The 17,369-nt window shown below is 68.3% G+C and carries 16 protein-coding genes; 7 read left to right on the top strand and 9 right to left on the bottom strand.

Going from position 1 to position 17,369, the window contains the following annotated elements; translation table 11 throughout:
- Positions 1-39: 39 nt before the first annotated feature.
- Positions 40-522: a hypothetical protein gene (locus C492_RS04235; protein ID WP_152424798.1), complete on the bottom strand. Its 483-nt coding sequence runs from the start codon at positions 520-522 to the stop codon at positions 40-42.
- Positions 523-866: 344 nt separating this feature from the next.
- Positions 867-1,193, bottom strand: a complete 327-nt coding sequence (locus tag C492_RS23420; RefSeq protein WP_239643383.1) for an asparagine synthase-related protein — start codon at positions 1,191-1,193, stop codon at positions 867-869.
- A 401-nt stretch (positions 1,194-1,594) separates the two neighbouring features.
- Between C492_RS23420 and C492_RS24125 the strand changes: the two genes are divergently transcribed.
- Positions 1,595-1,966, top strand: coding sequence for a PEP-utilizing enzyme (locus C492_RS24125; protein ID WP_008420786.1), 372 nt, complete (start codon positions 1,595-1,597; stop codon positions 1,964-1,966).
- 12 nt (positions 1,967-1,978) lie between these two features.
- Here the strand turns inward: C492_RS24125 and C492_RS04220 are convergent, their stop codons facing one another.
- The 4 genes from C492_RS04220 to C492_RS04205 all read right to left on the bottom strand — a co-directional run bounded on the left by C492_RS04220 (position 1,979) and on the right by C492_RS04205 (position 6,840).
- Positions 1,979-3,556, bottom strand: coding sequence for a tryptophan--tRNA ligase (locus C492_RS04220; RefSeq protein ID WP_049892728.1), 1,578 nt, complete (start codon positions 3,554-3,556; stop codon positions 1,979-1,981).
- A gap of 49 nt (positions 3,557-3,605) precedes the next feature.
- Entirely contained in the window at positions 3,606-4,643 is a 1,038-nt protein-coding gene (gene endA / locus C492_RS04215) for a tRNA-intron lyase (protein ID WP_008420781.1), read from the bottom strand.
- A 45-nt stretch (positions 4,644-4,688) separates the two neighbouring features.
- A complete protein-coding gene (locus C492_RS04210; protein WP_008420779.1) occupies positions 4,689-5,453 on the bottom strand; it encodes a hypothetical protein in 765 nt (254 codons plus the stop codon).
- 109 nt (positions 5,454-5,562) lie between these two features.
- Positions 5,563-6,840 (bottom strand): hypothetical protein, encoded by a 1,278-nt coding sequence (locus C492_RS04205; protein ID WP_008420778.1) that lies wholly within the window; start codon positions 6,838-6,840, stop codon positions 5,563-5,565.
- A 301-nt stretch (positions 6,841-7,141) separates the two neighbouring features.
- On the opposite strand from C492_RS04205, the gene C492_RS24120 reads away from it, so the two are divergent.
- From C492_RS24120 to C492_RS04190, 3 genes are all read left to right on the top strand, one after another.
- Positions 7,142-7,303 (top strand): hypothetical protein, encoded by a 162-nt coding sequence (locus C492_RS24120; RefSeq protein ID WP_160166964.1) that lies wholly within the window; start codon positions 7,142-7,144, stop codon positions 7,301-7,303.
- Positions 7,304-7,510: 207 nt separating this feature from the next.
- The gene (locus tag C492_RS04195) at positions 7,511-8,116 is read left to right on the top strand and encodes a DJ-1/PfpI family protein (protein WP_008420774.1); all 606 of its coding nucleotides are present in this window, start codon (positions 7,511-7,513) and stop codon (positions 8,114-8,116) included.
- Positions 8,117-8,229: 113 nt separating this feature from the next.
- Entirely contained in the window at positions 8,230-8,880 is a 651-nt protein-coding gene (locus C492_RS04190; RefSeq protein WP_049892699.1) for an HAD family hydrolase, read from the top strand.
- A gap of 69 nt (positions 8,881-8,949) precedes the next feature.
- Here the strand turns inward: C492_RS04190 and C492_RS04185 are convergent, their stop codons facing one another.
- Positions 8,950-10,728 (bottom strand): outer membrane protein assembly factor BamB family protein, encoded by a 1,779-nt coding sequence (locus C492_RS04185; RefSeq protein ID WP_008420769.1) that lies wholly within the window; start codon positions 10,726-10,728, stop codon positions 8,950-8,952.
- A gap of 298 nt (positions 10,729-11,026) precedes the next feature.
- Between C492_RS04185 and C492_RS04180 the strand changes: the two genes are divergently transcribed.
- Complete coding sequence (locus C492_RS04180) at positions 11,027-11,260, top strand: DUF7385 family protein (RefSeq protein ID WP_008420766.1); 234 nt, start codon at positions 11,027-11,029, stop codon at positions 11,258-11,260.
- Between the two features lie 3 nt (positions 11,261-11,263).
- Here the strand turns inward: C492_RS04180 and C492_RS04175 are convergent, their stop codons facing one another.
- On the bottom strand, positions 11,264-13,675 hold the full coding sequence (locus C492_RS04175) for a DEAD/DEAH box helicase (RefSeq protein WP_008420765.1): 2,412 nt from the start codon (positions 13,673-13,675) through the stop codon (positions 11,264-11,266).
- A 93-nt stretch (positions 13,676-13,768) separates the two neighbouring features.
- Positions 13,769-15,169, bottom strand: a complete 1,401-nt coding sequence (locus C492_RS04170) for an MATE family efflux transporter (protein ID WP_008420763.1) — start codon at positions 15,167-15,169, stop codon at positions 13,769-13,771.
- A gap of 108 nt (positions 15,170-15,277) precedes the next feature.
- Between C492_RS04170 and lipA the strand changes: the two genes are divergently transcribed.
- Positions 15,278-16,243 (top strand): lipoyl synthase, encoded by a 966-nt coding sequence (gene lipA, locus C492_RS04165; protein ID WP_008420761.1) that lies wholly within the window; start codon positions 15,278-15,280, stop codon positions 16,241-16,243.
- A gap of 244 nt (positions 16,244-16,487) precedes the next feature.
- Positions 16,488-17,369 (top strand): thiamine pyrophosphate-dependent dehydrogenase E1 component subunit alpha (locus C492_RS04160; protein ID WP_049892726.1); only part of this gene is annotated, 882 nt, incomplete at its 3' end.

Here is a 17,369-nt window from a genome sequence, read left to right as displayed (position 1 = left end):
AACGCGGTTCCAAAAGCGTTACGCGACGCCGAGGACCGATCAGGTCGTTCGGTCCCCGATATACTGCGTGACGGGCATGTTGAGAAACGTCGCCAGCGTGTACAGCGGTCCCAGGTTCGCCCCGCCGTCGAGGTGCTCCTCGTAACACCGATCGACCCCCGCCGCGTCGAGGAAGGGGAGAGCGCGGATCGTCGACTCGTGTTCCTCGAGGGTGTCGCGGACGAACGGGTGCGTGCGAATGAGTTCGTTGTGGTCGGGCCAGGCGCCGTGGGTCCAGTGGGCTTTCGCCGGCGACCGATCGACGTACCGGCGCTTGAACGCGGTCGCGACCTCGCCGGCCCACTGGACGGGAACCGGCGACGAGAGCGACGTTCCGGTCGACGCGTGCGGGATGGCCGCAAGGTCGGGATCGAGCATCTCGATCGCGCGACCGATGAGGTTCCCCCGGTGGAAGTACCGTCGCGGAACGCGCTGGAAGAGCTCCAGCAGCCGGTTGTCGAGAAAGAGCGTTCCGGACGGCATCATCTGGAGCGTGCCGTAGTAGAAGAAATGCGACGAGCTGTTGGTGAACGGACACCGACCGAACAGCAGGCCCTCCGAGGGTGTCGTACTCGATCCCGTGATCGACGAGTCCGTCGCCTCGAGGCGTCACGTTCGCGCGGTAGATGTCCCGTACCGATCGATCGAGCGCCCCGGAGATGTACGCGGGGGCCTCGGTGGTGCGGTAGTCGGCGAACTCGTCGATAGACGACAGCGTCCGTTCGAACGGGACCTCGAACGAACCGACCGGGCCGAGGTCGACCGTTCGGGTCGGCAGGTGATCGCCCTTGAACAGGATGTCGCCGTAGTGACCCGTGAACAGGACGTCAACGGCGTCGGAGAGGCGATCCTCGAACCCGCCGGCGTGGAGCCGGTTGAAGTAGCCGTCGAACGTCGCGATCCGCGGTACCGACGAGAGCGCGCGCCTGGTAGTCGCGGTCGCGTCGCAGGAACGTGATCGGAACGCCCGCCGTCTCGGCGACTCGGCGCGTGATCTCGGCCTCCACGTTGTGCCAGTCGTTCATGTGGAAGGCCCGAACGCCGCGGTCGGCGGCGGTCAGCGCGGCGAGAATTAGCCGCGAATCGCTGCCGCCGCTCAGCATGAGCGCGTACTCGCCGTCCGGTCGCGTTCGTTCCTCGGCGACCTCCCGCAGCCGTTCGGCGATCCGCTTCGCGAAGTAGGTCGGCGACCGACTCCGCGGATCGTAGCTCGGTTTCCAGTACCGCCGCTCGTCGACTCCGCCGTCCTCGAGCGAGACGGCGAGGGTCGATCGGACTGCCGGCAGACGTCCCGGCGTTCGTCTCGTTTCTTAAAACGGCGATCGAGGGCCGCGAGTACGCGAAGTTCGTCTTCTCGCGCAACCTCAGCGCCGCGCTCGAGGAGATCGCCGCCTTCGGCGAGGAGCGCGGACTCTCGCGCGAGGAGCTCTCCCACGTCCCGATCTCGGATCTGTTCCGGATCGCGGACGGCGGGCCGCGGACGGACGCTGCGGCGTGGCTTCTCTCCCGTGGCGAGGACGGGAGGCGAACCCGGGAGCTGGCGAACGCGGTCGAGTTGCCCCCGCTGCTGACCTCCGAATCCGACTTCCTCGCGTTCGACCGCCCCGCCAGGGATCCGACGTTCGTGACGGACCGTACGGTCTCCGGCGAGGTCGTACCGATCGAGGACGCGGACGTGACGGAGCTCTCGCTGGCGGACAAGATCGCCATCGTTCCGCAGGCCGACCCCGGCTACGACTGGCTCTTCGGGCACGACATCGCCGGCTTCGTCACGATGTACGGCGGCGTGAACTCGCATATGGCCGTCCGGGCCGCGGAGTTTTCGATCCCGGCGGCGATCGGCGTCGGTGAGAGCCGTTACGAGGACATTCGACAGCGCGACCGCGTCGAACTCGACTGCGGCGGAATGCGCATCCGGAACCGCTGACCGCGATCCCGATCAGGCTCGGGGCGACTCGAGTTCGATGTCGGCGTCCTCGAGCAGCCCCTCGACCTCGGCGCGTTTCTCCTGGTGTTCGGCGAGGAACTCCCGTATGAGCTGGGCGGCCTGTTCCTTGCAGTCGCCACAGAGCCGCTCGCCGCCGACGCACTCGTCGTACACTCGCTTGGCGAACTCGTCGTCGTCGCCCGCGAGCAGGTAGGCGTACAGCTCGTAGACGGGACACTCGTCGGCCTTGCCGCCCTTCTCGCGTTGTTCCGCGGCGGTCTCGCGACCGCCCGTGGTCGCGGCCTTGACCTTGTCGTAGCCGTCTTCGGGGTCGTCGAGCAGTGAGATGTGCGACGCGGGAACCGACGAGGACATCTTCCCGCCCGTGAGCCCGGTCATGAAGCGGTGGTAGATCGAGGACGGCGGGCGGAACCCGTAGCCGCCGTTGTCGACCTCGACCTCGCGGGCCAGCTCCTCGGCCTCGCCGACCTCGAGCTCGAAGGCGTCGACGTGGTTCTCGTAGACGCGCTTCTCGCCGTCGATCGCGTCGATAAGCGCGTCGAAGGCCTCGTCGGTCGCCCGCCGATCGAAAAATCGGGTTCGCGGACGGACGGGCTCCATGCCGGCTTCCTCGAGTTTCGTCAGAACCGAACCCAGCGTGTCGGCGGGGACGCCCAGTTCCTCGAGGGGTGTCTCCTCGATCGCCTCGGCGACGTGGACGCAGCGAAGCGAGTCGTCGTCGAACTCGGCCGGATCGAGCTGTTCGTAGAGATCGGCGACGAGGTCGCGTTCCGCGGGCTCGAGTTCGAAGCTCGCGTAGGCCTTCGAGACCTTGAAGAAACGCGTTCGTTCGGCCAGATCCCGCGCCAGGCGAACGTGTGGGTCCTGGTCGGGACCGACCGGGATGACGGTCGGTTTCGGCTCCTCGAGCTGGGGATAGAGGATGTCGGCCATCTGGGTGACGACCGACTGCATGTGCGAGACGTCGGTCCCGCCGTCGAAGCCGTAGATCGCCTCCAGCTCCGAGAAGTTGGCGTCGGCGCCCAGCTCGAAGGCCAGGTCCTGTAGCTCGCGGTTCGTCGACTGTCGGTACAGCGTCCCCTCCTCGGGATCGAACCCGAGCGCGAGCAAGGAGAGCAGGTAATCGCGGGCGTGCTCGTCGATCTCGTCCCAGCTCATCCCGCGGGCCGAGTTGGCCTCGAGGTCGGCGATCAGCCCGTAGGCGTCGGCGCCCCGCTGCTGGTGCCAGATAATCTCGTCGAACACGAGCTTGTGTCCGATGTGGGGATCCCCGGTGGGCATAAAGCCCGAGAGGACCGCGGCGTCCTCGCCCTCCCGCAGCGCCTCGGCGACGGGACGGTAGTCCCGGTGGCCGAAGATGACGCCGCGGCGCATCAGGTAGTGGGGGTCGGGCACCTCCTCGAGGACCTCGTCGAAGCGCTCGATACCGAACTCCTCGAACAGCTTGCGGTAGTCGGAGACGGCCGAGGAGCCCCACGGGTCCAGCGCGACGTCGTCGGCGCCCGCTGCTCCGCCATCGGTCACTGGTTTCCCTGACTCGGACTCCTCGAGTGGGTCGTCTCCGGTCATCATCACCGCTTTGGCGCTCAGGCACGCAAAAACCTTCGCCTTCGTTCCGTCAGGGCGTCAGCCGCTCGAGGGACCACCAGTCGATCCCGTTCTCGCCGACGAGCGCGACCACCATCGTCTTCCGGACGCCGTGGGCGAGTCTGACGTCGAGTGCGACGTCGCGGGGCTCGAAGACGTGGTCGGCCGGGTGGACCCGAACGAGCAGTTCGGAGTGACCCAGATCGTCGACGCTCTCGACGTCGGCGTAGGTCCGGAAGTCCGCGCCGAACTTGTAGCCCGTCTTGGGGACGACGCCGCGCTCTCGCAGTTCCGTATACACCCGGAACCGGCGGTCGAACCGCTCGCCTTCGACCTCGCGGCCCCGTTCCCGGACGGTCGCCGGATCGAGGTCGATCGCCCCTCCCTCGGCGAGGTAGGCCGCCTCGAGCAGCGAGCACTGCAGCGTCGGCTCGTCGTACTCTCGACCCTCGAGAGGCTGGCCGTAGAAGGTCTCCTCGTAGAGTTCCAGGGGCGGCTCCCAGACGACCACCCGGTCGGCGAGCAGGTCCGCCTCGCAGCCCTCGGGCAGTCCCGACGCCGAACTCCCCGTCGGTTCCCGCCGGGCCACCTCGAAGTACGTGATCTCGCTTTCCTCGTCGACGACCGCGAGGACGCCCGCCTCGAGGTCCCGGCCGGCGACGTCGGTTCGTTCCCCCAGCACCCGCAGCGCGTAGGCGATCTCGCCGTCTCCGGGCCCTTTGCCCCGCGGAAAGACGGCGAACTCCGTCTCCGGCGGGTCCTCGAGCCACGGCTCGGCCGCCGGCGCGAGATAGAAGCCCCGCTCGCGGAGGTCGGCGTACACCAGGAACCGAACGCCGAAGTCGGGGCCGGGTTCGCGGGCCAGAAACGAGCGGAAATCGAGGCGCTCGTCGCCGTCGACGACGGCCGCGAGGTCGCCACGGTAGAGCAGGTGGGCCGCCTCGACCGGCGCGAGGGCGATCTCGTTGCCCTCGAGCGGATAGCCGTATCCTCGCGAGTCGTGATAGCGCTGGCGGGCGTCGCCGCCGACGCGGACGACGCCGTCCTCGAACCGCCCCTCGAGTGACATACCCGTCCCTTCGCCGGGAATCACTAAGTGGCTGTGGATCGCGTTTCAGTCGTCGACGCCTGCTTCCACGCGGTACTCGCCGACCCGTCCGCAGGTCGCGTCGAGACACCGCGCGCCGGTCCCGGTCTCGAAGGTCGGCAGCCCGCAGCCGCAGTCGCCGTCGACGACGCCGGCGGGGAGAGCGAACCCGGTGTCGCAGTCCGGGTAGTGCTCGCAGCCGGCGATCAGGCCGCCTCGACGGAGGATCCGCAACTCGCCGTCGCAGTCCGGTTCCGGACAGTCCCACTCGCGGTCGAACGCCTCGCGGACGGCGTCGTCCAGCGACTCGCAGCTTCGATCGAGACAGACGTCGAACGCGAGCCCGCGCTCGACGCGCATTCGCGGGAGGCCACAGTCACAGCGCTCCTCTCGGATCGTCGCGTCCGAGGGAATCCCGTAGCGGTCCCCGCAGCCGACGCAGTGCACTCCGGAGGAGCGAACGAGCGCGCCGCCGCAGTCCGGACAGGCGCCGACGGGCGTTCCCGCCGCCGAGGCCGGGTAGTGGGCGAACCCGTCCTGGTCGTGAGCCGCGATCCGCAGGGTCTGGGTCCCCTTCTTCGCGACGAGCGTGAAGTCGTTCGCCCGATCGCTCGAGACGCTGTCGGCCCGGGTGAGCCAGGCGACGGGCTGGTAGCCGTCGACGTCGTGGACGAGCACGGTGTTGTCGGGCTTGACGATCGTCGTCACGCGGCCGCGGTACTCCGATCGATCCGCGTCCTCGGCGATGACGGTACAGTCGCCCGCGAGCACGCGGATTGCGTCGTCGATCATGGACGCCGTTGGCCGCGTTTCGCTACTTAAATCCGGGGCCGATCCCCGCCGGTGACGGCGCGACGGCTTCGATCTCGGGTCGGCGACGGGACGGCGGATTCGAACGCCGCTACAGGTAGCCCAACAGCGGCATCGCGAGGCCGACGATCCATCCCAGGAGGCCGATGCCGAACAGTGCGGCGCCCTCGGCGTCGTTTCGCGCGGCGCCCGCCGCGAGCAAGCCGAGCGTGACGAGCAGCCCCGTCCGGTGGAGCAACAGCTCGAGCGGGAGCGCCGTTACGCCGATCGAGGCGAAATCGAGGACGAATCCCAGCCCGAGCCCGACGGCGGCGAACGCGAACGCCGGCTGTGGCTCGAGCGGGCGACCCAGCCAGTTCACGACGCGTTGCAGGCGCAACAGTCGGCCCGCCCGCTCGAGGGACTGGGTGAGCACGATCGCCGCCACCGGCGGACCGACCGCCAGTATCGGGTACAGAACCACGACGAACGCCTGCGGCGTGATCCAGGGGATCGCCGCCTCGACGGCCAACCCGGCGCTTCGAACGCCGACGACCAGCCCCGCGAGCGTTCCGAGGAGGACGAAGCCGCGGACGTTCCGGTACGTCCAGCCGAGCAGTCGCCGAGCGCCGCGGGCGATCCCACCCGCCGTCTCGGTCCCGAACAGTCCGAGGACGGTCCCCGCTCCGAGGGAGACGAGGGTCGCCAGTTCGATCGCCGAGAGCCAGCCGTCGTTCCAGCCGCCGTGGGTTCCGTGGTACTCGCGTCGCACCTCCTCGACGAACGGCTCGTCGAGGTACTCGGCCTCGAGCGCGTTCTGGGAGTGCTGGATGTCGGTTACCGTGTGCCGTAACCGGAAGAAGTCGAAGTGCTCGCGGTGAGCCTGGATCACCGTCCAGTCGTCGTTTTCGGTGGTGTACGCCCGAATGTGGTGCCGACTCCCGAGGTACGTTCCCGCGTGGAGCTGGTAGCTCTCCTCGATCCAGACGCCCCCGCCGCCGTGGGGTTCGGTGTCGACGTAGGTGTACCGGGTCGAGCCGTGCGCGTCGTCCCACTGGGTCGAGTCATCGGCGTCCGCGTCGGCCTCGGTTCGGTTCTCCTCGTCGACTTCCTCCCACTCGAGTTCGTCCTGGGCGACCAGCGACCGCCTGACCCGATCGTCGTCGCCGTGGACGATCAGGTTGAGCGCGAGCGTCCGTTCGTCGTTCGACCGGCTGCGGCTGGTGTACGGCCAGACGTAGCTGCCGTTCTCCGCGGGCTGTATCAGCCGATCGCGATCGAGCGTCTCGGGCTCTGACGACCCCGTAATCGGATCGATCGCCCCACCGGCGACCAGGTAGCTGGCGGCGAGGACGAACAGCCCGACCAGCAGGAGATGGCGCCGATTCATCGCGCTCTCGAACCCGGCGCGGTCGCCGTTTGCCGTTCTCCGGGTTGGGATCGATGCCGCGTCCGGATCGCCTCGTGTGTACCCGAAGGGGTCCGTGCCGATCCGCTCGGTCGGTGCCGAACTCGTCGTCGCATCTGCTCCGTGAGGTCGATTTCGAACGGCAAGTAACTGCTGCAGGCTCGAGCGCGCGATCCGAGAGCGGCGCCCGGCGACCTACCGAGAACGACGGAGGACTCCGGAGACGTGTTGTCCCCTCCTAGCAGCGTTCATGACCCGCGTCGTGGGACTTCCGAACGGGACGATGGCTCCGTTACACGAGCGTCCGAAGACGGTCGCGATCCGCGAGGACCACAACGGAACGGGTACGACTCGTTCGACGACCGACGGGACGGTTCGCCCGACGGCCGACAACCGACGCGCGTTCGGTGTCCACGGCTACCGAACGGCCGGGTTCCGCCGATGAGCGCTCCCGTCGCAGTGCTCGTCGCCGTCTCGTGGATGATCGTGCTGTTGCTCTATCTCAGCCTCTTCTTCGGGCCCGGCGGGACCCGCTCGCGGGACGAGGAAACGGCCCGGTGAACCCGGCCGAGTCGCTTCCGCGGGCGATCGCCGCGGCGGGAACCGCGGGAGTCGGCGAAACGCGTTTCCGCGCCGACGGAAACGCATTCACATGGCTAACGTTACCGCGGAACTCCTCCTGTTCGACGGCTTCGACGAACTCGACGCCGTCGGTCCCTACGAGGTGCTCGAGAACGGCCGCGAAGCGGGGGCCGACCTCGAGGCACGACTGGTGACGCTCGAGGACGGAACCGACGACGGGCTCGTCGAGGCGAGCCACGGACTCCGGGTGGAACCCGACGGCACGCTCGGCGACCCCGATCTGCTCGTCGTCCCCGGCGGCGGCTGGACGAGCGCCGACGGCGGCGTGCGAGCCGTCGTCGACGACGGTGCGATCCCGGCCGCCGTCGACGACCGCTTCGCCGCGGGCGCGACGGTCGCCTCGGTCTGTACCGGCGCGATGATCCTCGCCGAGGCGGGGCTGCTCGAGGGACGCCCCGCGACGACCCACCACGACGCGCTCGCGGACCTCGGCGACTCGGCCGCGACCGTCGTCGAGGAACGCGTTGTAGATGATGGCGACGTCCTCACCGCCGGCGGGGTCACCGCGGGGATCGACCTGGCGCTGTGGCTGCTCGAGCGGGAGTTCGGCGCCGACGTCGCCGAGGCGGTCGCGGCCGAGATCGAACACGAGCGCCGCGGCGACGTGTTCGGCTAGCCGAGCGGGTACCGCCCGGCGTTCGCCCCTCGACGACCGGTCTCGCCACGCCGGCGGACGGCGTCGCGTGATGGCCAAACGGCTATACGTCCGTCCCCGGTAGGCCGACGTACATGAGTGCAGTCTTGTTCGACATGGACGGCGTGCTCGTCGACAGCGAGGACTACTGGGTCGAGTTCGAACGCGAGGAGATCCTCCCCGCGGCCGTCCCCGACGAGGACGTCGACGTCGCCGAGGTCAGCGGCATGAACTACGCGGAGATCTACGACTACCTCGAGGCGGAGTACGGCACGGCGATCACCCGCGAGGAGTACCTCCGGAAGTTCGAGGAGACCGCCGAGACGCTGTACACCGAACGCGTCGAGTTGCTCGAAGGGACCCACGACCTGCTCGCCGAACTCGACGAGCGAGGCGTGACGACGGCCGTCGTCTCCTCGTCGCCCCACGACTGGATCGGGATGGTCCTCGAGCGCTTCGAACTCGAGGACGCGTTCGACCGCGTGATCAGCGCCGAGGAAATCGACGGGGACGGCAAGCCCGAGCCGGACGTCTTCGAGTACGCGGCCGAGGAGGTCGGCGTCCCCGCCGCCGACTGCGTCGTCGTCGAGGACTCCGAGAACGGCATCGAGGCGGCCGACCGCGCCGGAACGATCGTCGTCGCCTACCGCATCGACGCCCACGGCGACATCGACTACTCGCCGGCCGACCGGGTCGCCGACTCGCCGGCCGAGGTCCGGGAGGCGGTCCTCGAACTCGTCGACTGACGTCCTCCCACGACTCGAGTCGCGGGCGTTCGCGCTGTTTCTCCGTCGGCCGTCTCTCCCGAGGATCCGTCAGTCGGTTTGCTCGTCCGGGCCGATCCGCTCGTCCGGATCGGCCCGCCGGCGCAGCCACTCGAGGCCGAGCGCACCGCCGAGGAGCCCCGCGCCGGTCGTAAATCCGGGCGTCCCGTCGGTTCCGGAGTCCTCGTCGTCGTTATCGGTCACCGCGTCATCGTCGCTTCTCCTCTCACCGTCGTCGGTACCGTTTTCGTCACTTTCGCCGTCGCTCTCGGTACCGCCGTCGTCGACGGCTTCGGTACCGCCGTCGTCAGTACCGTCGTCGACGGCCTCGTTGCCGCCGTCGTCAGATTCGGCTCCGCCGTTTTCGTCTTCGCCGGCGTAGTCATTCTCGTCGTTCTCCGCCTCGGCACCGTCGTCGGGGCGATCGCCGTTCCCCCCGTCTCCTTCGCCTTCGGCAGGTTGGTCGTCCTCCCCGTCGTCGGTAGACTGGTCGTTTCCTTCGCCTTCCTCGCCGTCAGCGGGGTGGTCGCTCTGACCGTCTTCCTCCCCGTCGGCAGACTGATCGTCCTGCTCGCCTTCTTCGTCGTCGGCGGATTGCTCGCCGTCCTCGGCGACCCCGTCACGGAGCGCCACGAGATCGCCGTCGTGGTCGACGTAGATCGTCTCGCCGCTGATCGCGCGAACGTGTCCGACAGGCGCATCGTCCCTCGAGAGCACCCACTTCTCGGAGCCGTCGTACTTGTTCAGGGCGACGAGGTCCTCGTCGTACTCCCGCTCCCCGTAATTGTATCCGTCCAGATAGAAGTACGCGTACACCGTGTCGCCGCTGACGACGGCCTGCCCGTAGGTGTACGTCATGTCGAGATTCCAGTCGTATTCGTCACCGTGAATCGAGCCCCCGGAGTACCCGTAGTCGGTGCCGCCACCGACGTAGATCTCCTCGCCGAACGCTATTTCGCGGGTTCCGGAAGCCATGGTCGCAGACTCGCCCGTCTGGGCGTCGTACAACGGCCACTCCTCGTAGGACGCGCCGTCGTAAGCGATCGCTGCCGACGTCGCGTAGGTGGTACTGACGCGGGAGTCGACATAGGTTCCTACCTGCCAGACCTCGGCACCGGTTTCGGGCTCGAGCGCGATCGGACCGGCGCCCGTCACGCTGTAGATCACGCCGTTCGCCGCCGCGGGCGCCGTAACGAACTCGTACTCGTCCTCTCCGTCACCGTGCGGTGCGGCGGTGATCGATTCCTTCGCCCACCGAACCGAGCCGTCGTCGGCCTCGAGCGCGTACAGCGTGCCGTCGGCGACGGCGTACACGCCGCCGTAGGCGACCGTCTGCCAGACGAGCTCCTCCTCGGGATCGAACTCGCTCTCCCAGCGAACGGTCCCGTCGGATCGGTCGAGTGCGACGACCTCGGTTCCGCTGAGGTAGACGCTCTCGTCGGCGACCGACGGCGTTCCCGCCTCGATATCCGTGTTCTCCCAGCGGACCGTGCCGTCCGCCGCATCCAGGGCGAGGACGCCGTCGTCGGTCGACGTGTACACGGTGTCGTCGGCGACGGCGACGGAACCCGCGCCCGTCCCCGCACCCTCGAGGGACCACGCGGCCTCGAGTTCGCCCCCGTCGAACTCGTGGCCGTCGGGGATGTATCTGGCGTGACCGGGGCCGCCCCGGTGTGAGGGCCAGTCCTCGCCCGGACTCGGATCGCGATCCGGATCCGGAAGTTCGTCGACGTCGACCTCGGACGCTTCGGCCCCCACCGAAGCGAGTCCGGTCCCGATCGACAGCGCTGCACCAGTCGCCAGCACCGAGCGGCGGCGCCACTCTTCCATACCGGGAGAAGAAACGTGTAGTACTATAACTATCCGATAATTATAGCCGAATTATCCATTCGGCAACTGTTTCGGTGAACGCGGAGACCGCCCGAAGGAGACGAGCACGACGGTTCCGGCCGTGCTCTCGGCGCGCTGACTCCGGGAATGATACCGAGTCGACCAGTCGGGTTCCCGACCCGCCGACGAAGTGCAGGGCCTCGAGCGCGGCGCGGAGCCGTAGTCCGACCGTCAGTTCGGGCCGCCCGGAACCCGGGCTCCCGCCTGAATTTATAGGCACTCACTCACAAGGTGGAGTATGGGCGATATCGATCTCGACGAACTCGCCGCATCGTTGACGCTTCGCGAGGAAAACCAGGCGATCAAGAGCTACCAGAACACGGTGGCGGTCTCCTGTCCGGCCTGCGACACGACGTTCGACGACCTCGTCGTCTGCAAGGAGAACCCGGCGAGTCTCAACCTCTCGCGCCAGCTCGATCTCTGCGTCGGCTCGGCCGACGGGCAGGCGGTCATTTTCACCCACAAGAAGTAACGTTCAGCGAACCTCGACCGTTCGGCGCTCTTCGAGGGGAACCAGGGGCTGTTCGGGGAAGGCGACGCTGACGCGGAACTCGAGCTCGTCGGCGTCGGCGCCGAAGACGCCGACGGGAACCGTCTCCTCGTCCCGGAGGTAGGTGCTCGTGCTCGTCATCTCGACGCCGTCGTCGGGAACGTTCGTTCCCGACTGGCTCGAGAGCGCATCACGCTCTCGAACGTTTACCGTCACCCGAATTCCGGCCCGCGCGGGCTCGCCGACGTTTCGCACGGTAACCTCGGAGACGTCGTTCTCCCCGGCAGCGATCGTATCGGGGAACGGCCCCCACTCGAGTTCGGCCGCGGGCAGCGACTGAGCCCCCTCGTAGACCCGCTCGGCGACCCCCTCCGAGAGGCCGGCGTCGACCAGTCCGGCGACGCCGGCGTCGACGACGTCGCCGGGCGTCGACAGCCCCTCCGTCGAGAGTTTACTCGCTCGTCCGGGGCCGATCCCGTCGACCGCCGTGAGGCCGACGGCGTCCTCGGCGACGCCGTTCTCGATCCGGGCCTCGACGCGCCCGGCGAGGTTCGCGGCGTGGGGGCCGACCAGCCGATCGAGAAACGCGCCCAGCGCGGAGAGCAACCGGGTCGCGTTCCGACGGATGACCCAGGCGTCGCTCCGGAGTTCGGGAGGGATCGAACCGCTGGCGGCGCCGCGCAAGATTGCGAGCACCTTCCGCTGGCCGGGCTCGAGGTCGCCCGTCTCCTGACCCACCAGCACCGCGTCGATCGCGTCGCGTTCGGCCTGGCGGGCCGACACCGAGTCGAACTCCGCGGCGGTCGCGACGACCTCGAGGAGGTCGTCGGTTTCGGCCGACGCTCCCCCCTCGATGCGGTCACACAGCGCCGCGAACCGGGCGGCCGTCTCGAGCCGGAGGTAGTACTTCGAGGCCAGCACGCCCCGCGGGGTGGCCTCGATCGAGAGGTCCGTCTCGTCCATCGCGACGAACCCCCGATCGACCAGGTTCTCGAGGCAGTCCCGGACGCGTCCCCGGAGGTTCGGGAAGTCGTACGCCTCGGGTTTGGACTGCCCGCGAACGTAGTAGAAGGTCGTCTCGAGCCAGTCCATCACGTCCTCGAGGTCGGTGATCGTCCCCATCGCGATCTCGGCGTTGAGGTGGGTGCCGAGGGTCTCGGCGAGCCGGGACTCGATCTCCTTGCCGTCCCGGAGCAGCCGGCGGTACTTGTCGGCTTCGGCACTGTCGCAGACGACCCAGCCGTAGCCGACGTCGTCGTACCCCGGCCTCCCGGCCCGGCCGAGCATCTGGAGGACGTCGAGGGGGCTCATGTCGATCTCGCCCTCGAGGGGGTCGTGGAGCTTCGTGTCCCGGATGACGACGCAGCGGGCGGGGAGGTTGACGCCCCACGCGAGCGTCGAGGTCGAGAACAGCAACTCGACCAGTCCCTCCTTGAACCACGCCTCGACGAGGTCGCGGTCGTTCTTCGAGAGCCCGGCGTGGTGGAAGGCGACGCCGTCGAGCACCGAGTTCCGGAGCGTGTCGTTTTCCAGCTCCTGGGCGTCGGTGTGGAAGTCGTAGTCGCCGCGGGCGCCCATCGGGATATCGCGTTCGGCGATCTCGTCTCTGGCCTTCTCGGCCGCCCGGACCGTGTCCTGCCGGGAGGAGACGAACACGAGCGACTGGCCGTCCTCGCGGAGGTGGGGTTCGGCGAGGTCCAGCGCCCGGTAGAGCCGGCGGTACTTGTCGGCGAAGGAGTTCTCGCCGTGGGTGTAGGTCTTGACGCCGGCGTTGAGCTCGACGGGCCGGTACTCCGAGCCGAACTCGAAGGTCGCGTCCTCGGGGGCGTCGAGCCAGGCCGCGACGTCGTCGACGTTGGGCATCGTCGCCGAGAGCGCGACGATCCGCGGGTCACAGAGCCGGCGCAACCGGGAGATCGTTACCTCGAGGACCGACCCTCGTCGGTCGGCGTCGAGCAGGTGGACCTCGTCGATGACGCAGACGTCGACGTCGGTGACGAAGTCGTACCGCCGGGAGTCGTGTTTGCGGGTCGCCGAGTCGAGCTTCTCGGGAGTCATCACGAGGATGTCGGCGCGGCGGGCCCGCCGCGGGTTGAGCTCGCGCTCGCCGGTGACGACGTACACCGAGTAGCCGAGCCCCTCGAAGCGGTCCCAGTCGTCTTCTTTCTCGTTGGTCAGGGCCCGCATCGGCGCGATAAACAGTGCGGTTCCCCCCTCGGAGAGCGTCTTGCAGATCGCCAGCTCCGCGAGGGCGGTCTTGCCCGAGGCCGTGGGCGCGCTCGCGACGACGTTCTCGTCGGACTCGAGCAACGCGGGCAGGGCCTCCCGCTGCATCCGGTTGAACTCCTCGAAGGCGAAGGCGTCGGCGAACTCGGGTAGAACCTCGGCGACCTCCATCACGCGGAAACGGGGGGTGACGGGCCAAAGGCGTTTCCTTCGGCCGCTCGCGCCGACGGTCGCGGCGCGGGCGGCGAGGGGACTTCCCGCAACTCAGTCGGCGGCCTCCGCAGCCGCGGTTTCGGCCGCGTGGGCGTTCATCCCGGTCTCGGTCTCGTACCAGTAGTACGCGCCGAGTCCCAGCGCGGCGACGACGTTCGAGACGGTGACGCCCCAGAAGATCCCGACGACCCCCAGCTCGAGCAGGTACGCGCCCGCGAGCGCGACCGGGAGCCGGACGATCCAGTACTGCAGCAGGGTCGCGACCAGGCTCGTTCGGGTTCGTCGGGCGCCGTTGAACCCGCCCTGCAGGAGGTACGTCGCGCCGATCGCCCAGTACCCGTACGCGAGGATCCGCAGGTACGCCGTGGCGAGCTCGACCTCGGCGGGGCTGGCGTCGGGGACGAACAGTACCGACAGCGTCCCCGGGACCGCCCACTGGACCGCGCCGACGAGGGAGAGGGCGCTGCCCGCGATGGCAACGCCGACCCACGTCGTTCGTCGCGCGCGCCCGGGCAGTTCGGCGCCGAGGTTCTGGCCGACCATGCTCTGGGCGGCCTGCTGCAGTCCGATCGCGGGGACGAACGCGATCGCCGCCACCCGAGCGCCGATGGTGTACGCCGCCAGCCCCGCCGCGCCGCCGACGATCGCGACCAGCCAGACCATCCCGACGCGGGCCGACTGGCTCGAGAGGTACTGGCCCGCGGTCGGCCAGCCGATGTCGACGATCTCGCGACAGTCCTCGAGTTCGAACGCCACCACGTCCCGCGAGAGGACGAATTCGTCTCGCCCCCGGACGGCCATTCCGAGTCCGAACAGCAAGCCGACCCCGTAGCCGACCCCGGTCGCCAGCGCCGCGCCGGGAACGCCTAGCTCGGGGAACAGCCACCAGCCGAAGATCAGGAACGGGTCGGCGACGACGTTGACCGCGACGGCGACCGCGTTGATGTACAACGCGGCGCGGGTGTCGCCCCAGCCGATGAAACTCGACTCGAGGGCCTCGCTCGCGCTCAGAAGGGGGAAGACGAGCGCGGCGACGCCGAGGTAGGCCGCGGCGTACCGGGTGACCAGCTCGTCCGCGCCGAAGACGCCGACGATCTCCGGGGCGAACGCCGCGACGGCGAGGCCCGCGAGACCGCCGGCGAGGACTCCGACGAGGATCCCGTTGCCCGTCGCCCGACGGGCTCGATCGTCCTCGTCGGCGCCGACGCGCTGGGAGACCAGTACCTGCGTCCCGACGCCCGCTCCGACCGAAACGGCCGCGAGCACCCCCATCAGCGGAAACGTCAGTCCGACGGCGGCGACGCCCTCGAGGCTGTGGCGGCCGAGCCAGAGGGTGTCGGCGACCTGCTGGAGGACCTGGACGAGGTTCTGGACGAGCAACGGCGCGGCCAGAACGGCGAGCACCCGCGGTATCGAGCCCGTCGTGATCTCCTCCCGCTCGAGGTCGAGCATTCTATATATACGGATATATTTGAGTAAAATAAATATTTCTGTTGTACTCACACTGAGATGAACTCCCGATCACAACCGTTTTTCTCCCTGGCCCGCCACGGTAGGGGTATGAGTAGCGCCCGCAAGCCCGACTGGCTCAAGATGCGTCCGCCGTCGGGTCAGGAGTTTACCGACATCCGGGAGCACCTCCGCGATCGGAACCTCCACACCGTCTGTGAGGAGGCGAACTGTCCGAACCTCGGGGAGTGCTGGTCCGGCGGCGCCGGAACCGGAGACGGACAGGGAGGAACGGCCACGTTCATGCTGATGGGCGATCGCTGCTCTCGAGCCTGCAACTTCTGTGACGTCCGAACGGGCGGGATGGATCCGCTCGATCCCGACGAGCCCGAAAACGTTGCGGAGGCGATCGCCGAGATCGGTCTCGACTACGTCGTGCTCACGAGCGTCGATCGGGACGACCTCCCCGATCAGGGTGCGGGTCACTTCGCCGAGACCATCCGCGAAATCAAACGGCGCCACCCCGGTATCCTCGTCGAGGTCCTCATTCCGGATTTCCAGGGGGAGGAGCGCCTCGTGCGCAAGATCATCGACGCCGACCCGGACGTCATCGCCCACAACGTCGAGACCGTCGAGCGCCTGCAGTTTCCCGTCCGGGATCGCCGCGCCGGCTACGAACAGAGCCTGGGCGTGCTCGAGCAGGTCGACCGGGAGTCCGACATCTACACGAAGACGTCGATCATGCTCGGCCACGGCGAGTACGACCACGAGGTCTACCGGACCCTGGCGGACCTCCGCGAGCGCGGCGTCGACATCGTCACCCTCGGTCAGTACCTCCGCCCCTCGCGGGACCACCTCGAGGTGCAACGCTACGACCACCCCGACAAGTACGAGACCTGGCGCCGGGTCGCCGAGGACGAACTCGACTTTCTGTACTGCGCCAGCGGGCCGATGGTCCGCTCGTCGTACAAGGCCGGCGAACTGTTCGTCGACGCGGTCCTCCGCGAGGGGAAAGACGTCGCCGAGGCGCGGCGGGACGCGCGAGCGACGTCGGAGTCGGCCGAGTTCGCCGAGTAATCGCCGAACTGTAGTCCCGTCTGTCCCCGAGACCGACCGTCCGTCCACTACTGGGCCCGCTGTTCTCCCGACGTACACGCAACGTCTCTGTTCTCCGCGTTGACACGGACGATCGGTCGATTCGACCTCGGTTCCCCGAACACTCACCGGGTGTCGAGCAAGAATCTCATCGATAGTAAACTATTTACGAAAATCCTTTAACGCGAGCGATAATTCGTTAGGGTATGCACAGGTGGGTACACCCGTGAGTACGATACAGCGAGACCCCCAGGACCGCGTACAGGTGCTCGACGACGCCGGCCGCGTCCTCGAGGGCGCCGAGGTACCCGACCTCGCCGAGGAGGAACTCGTCGAGATGTACGAGCAGATGCGACTCGTTCGTCACTTCGACGAGCGGGCGGTGAGCCTCCAGCGCCAGGGCCGGATGGGAACGTATCCACCCCTGTCCGGACAGGAGGCCTCCCAGATCGGCAGCGCACACGCGCTCGAAGCCGAAGACTGGGTGTTTCCGAGCTACCGCGAGCACGGGACGGCGCTCGTCCGCGGGATGTCGCTCGAGCGGACCCTGCTGTACTGGATGGGCCACGAGCGGGGCAACCGGATCCCCGACGACGCCAACATCTTCACCGTGGCCGTTCCGATCGCCACCCAGATCCCACACGCGACGGGTGCAGCGTGGGCCTCGAAGCTCAAGGGCGAGGAGAAGGCGTTCCTGTGTTACTTCGGCGACGGCGCCACGAGCGAGGGCGACTTCCACGAGGGGTTGAACTTCGCCGGCGTCTTCGACACGCCGAACGTCTTCTTCTGTAACAACAACCAGTGGGCGATCTCGGTGCCTCGAGAGCGCCAGACCGCGAGCGAGACCCTCGCCCAGAAGGCGACGGCCTACGGATTCGAGGGCGTCCAGGTCGACGGGATGGATCCGCTGGCGGTGTACGCGGTCACCCGCGACGCCGTCGAGAAGGCCAAAGATCCCGACGCCGTCGAGGACGAGTCGCCCGGTAGCGCGACCCGGCCGACGCTCATCGAGGCCGTCCAGTACCGCTTTGGCGCACACACGACCGCGGACGACCCCTCGGTCTACCGCGACGACGACGAGGTCGAGCGCCTGTCTCTTATACACATC

This window comes from Natronococcus jeotgali DSM 18795, from assembly GCF_000337695.1.
In the GTDB taxonomy this organism is placed as follows: domain Archaea; phylum Halobacteriota; class Halobacteria; order Halobacteriales; family Natrialbaceae; genus Natronococcus; species Natronococcus jeotgali.
The sequence above is the reverse complement of the archived record's forward strand: the minus strand, read 5'-3'. Positions and strand labels throughout refer to the sequence as shown.